This window comes from Pseudogemmobacter faecipullorum (genome assembly GCF_020539525.1).
Taxonomy (GTDB): Bacteria; Pseudomonadota; Alphaproteobacteria; order Rhodobacterales; family Rhodobacteraceae; genus Pseudogemmobacter; species Pseudogemmobacter faecipullorum.
In genome coordinates, this window is the sequence record NZ_JACDXX010000062.1 from 1 (window position 1) to 2,271 (window position 2,271).

4 protein-coding genes are annotated in these 2,271 nt (G+C 62.6%); all 4 read right to left on the reverse strand.

Annotated features, from left to right (window positions below; all coding sequences use genetic code 11):
- Nucleotides 1-16: 16 nt before the first annotated feature.
- Entirely contained in the window at nt 17-751 is a 735-nt protein-coding gene (locus H0485_RS21070) for a hypothetical protein (RefSeq protein WP_226937845.1), read from the reverse strand.
- A complete protein-coding gene (locus tag H0485_RS21075) occupies nt 752-1,300 on the reverse strand; it encodes a hypothetical protein (protein ID WP_226937846.1) in 549 nt (182 codons plus the stop codon).
- On the reverse strand, nt 1,297-1,863 hold the full coding sequence (locus H0485_RS21080) for a hypothetical protein (protein WP_226937847.1): 567 nt from the start codon (nt 1,861-1,863) through the stop codon (nt 1,297-1,299). Before H0485_RS21080 ends, H0485_RS21075 begins: the two co-directional genes overlap by 4 nt.
- 25 nt (nt 1,864-1,888) lie before the next feature.
- Nucleotides 1,889-2,271: hypothetical protein (locus tag H0485_RS21085; RefSeq protein WP_226937848.1), on the reverse strand; the 383-nt coding region annotated here is incomplete at its 5' end.

The window sequence follows — 2,271 nt, forward strand, 5'->3', positions numbered from 1 at the left end:
CAGATCTTCAGGCCGCTTACAGTCCTTCAGCAACTCGTCCAGCAGTTCGTTGGAAATCGTCATCGTCCTTGCTCCTCTCAGGAAGCATGGACCCAATCAGCCATACACAGAAGACCTGACACTCTCCGACCGGGCCTGGCCCGCGAACATCCTCAAGGCGAAGGTGCCCTTCGATGATCGTGCCGTCTTCCATCCTCACGATCACTCGACCCTCCAAAGCCAGACCATTCGGGTGATCGCCCTGGGCGACGTAGTCCAGCGAGATGTCGAGCGTGCTGCTGCTCAATTCCGCGCTGCGCCCCTGGCCTGCCGGGCGGAACCTGATGCTGCGGCCGCGTTCCAGGGGTTCAAGCGTTGCCGGGTCGATCTGAAACTCGAGACTGACACGCGCCGAGGGCGACCGCGGGTCGGGATTTTCCAGCGCTTCGATGCTGACGTAGAAGGCAACCGGCGCGGCGCCTCTCGTATCGGGGGATGTCCAGCTTGCGCTGTGGATCACGCGACCGGCCATGCTGTCGAGCAGGGCTGCCGCTGCCGGATTATCATTCTCGGGGGCGGTCCGCGCCGCGATGGTCCGCGCATAGGTGACCAGTCTCAAGGGCGTTTCAACTGCGCGCAGCAGATCCAGGGTGCCTGTCACTTCGTCGCCCGGCATTCCGATTGCCGCAGGCGTGTCCGCCCATGCCGACCGAGGCAAGAGCGTGAGCCCAGCCAGAGCAATGCCAAAGAGACGCCGGTCGATACGTTGCATCTACTGTGCCTCCATCATGACGCGGCGCGTGACGGTTACGCCCCCGCCGCTCCACTCCATGCCGCCGATCAGGGCGGCATGCTCGGGCGTCATGTTCCAGATCATCAGCCGATAGGTGAAGCTGACCTGCCCGCCATCCGCCATCGTGGTCCCCGACCCGATCAGCCGCGGAAGACGGTTCACGTCGCAGCCTGCGATCTCGGCCAGTTCCTCGGTGCTGACCTCGCCGTCATCGCCGTGCCAGCCCGGTTCATCCGGGCCGACATAGCGGAAACTGACGGCAGGGCCTCCCGAGGCGTCTTGCAAGACGAGGTCTTCCCCCATCAGAATGAGGCTGACGGCATGGGAGGAGTGATGCGATGCTGCCACAGACCGGACGCCATCGGTGAGCATTCCGGGAAAGACGGACAGGCGGTAGGGACCGACGAGATCCTCAAGCGCGGGCGATGCGTCGCATTCGCTGGGGAAGAGATCGATGACTTCGGCCCGCACTGGCTCAGCCAGAAGGGCTGTGCCGATCAGCACGGCAAGGGCCGCACCACGCATCACTCCGGCTCCTTGTGAAGCTGGGTCTCGAAGCTGCCGCTGATCTCGTGGCAATCTGTGGGATCGGCATCATAGCCCGGACGGTCCACGCGGCACACTTCAGCCGTGAAGCGGGCCTGGATCGTGCCGGTTTCGCCATCGAAGTAATAGCTGTCGACCTCATAGGTGACATTGCTTCGCTGATCGGGGTTCATCTCCCACATCGGCGGGGTGGAGAGATTGGGTGCATAGCTGACAGAGTCATCTTGCCAGATGATGGAGGCTGTGCCGTCCTGGGGGTGTTCGTCGAAAATCCGGGTCAGGAACAAGGTGCCTGCCGTGCGCCCGTCCACAGCCCTGACGCCGGTGATCTGCAGTGTGTTCACCAGCGGCAGGCCGGGCGAGCCGCCCATGGTGCCGACTGTGGCCGATAACATGGTTTCGCCGTCGATTTCGGTGGCCTGCGTCTCGAACACCAGTTCCTCGCCCTGGAAAGTGACGCGGATTTCTCCGATTGGCTCAAATTCCTGCGCCGACACGGGGCCTGCAAGCAGCACCAACAGGGCAGCGAATGTGTTATTTTTCATGGAATACTCCTGTCAATTGGGCAGATCACGCGGCGGCGATGATGCCGTCGAATGTCAGGTCGATCTGGCGCGGAGCGGACATATCCATGCTTGCGCCATAATCAGTGGTCTGGCCCAGAACGCCGGACAGGCTGCCCGAGAGGCGGAGCGCTTCGCCCTTGATCCCGACTTCTGTCAGCGTGATTTCGAGGTCCCGGCCGAAGCGGGCCGGTCCATCGCCGCGCGGCATCAAGAGGACTTCCGGGTTCTCTGGTCTGCCCTGTTGCAGTCCGAACCCGATACTGATCATGGCGAACCACTCGGGTGCCGCATCGGGCCAGCCCATCAGCGAGATTCTGGCGTAATTGGTATCCCAGACGAAATCCGATTGCGTGGCAGAGAAGGTCCAGCTTGTCGGTGTGCCATCCA

Excerpts from the sequence above, each read along its gene's own strand:
- H0485_RS21080 (WP_226937847.1), bottom strand. The coding sequence starts at position 1,863 with ATGAAAAATAACACATTCGCTGCCCTGTTGGTGCTGCTTGCAGGCCCC.
- H0485_RS21070 (WP_226937845.1), bottom strand. The coding sequence starts at position 751 with ATGCAACGTATCGACCGGCGTCTCTTTGGCATTGCTCTGGCTGGGCTC.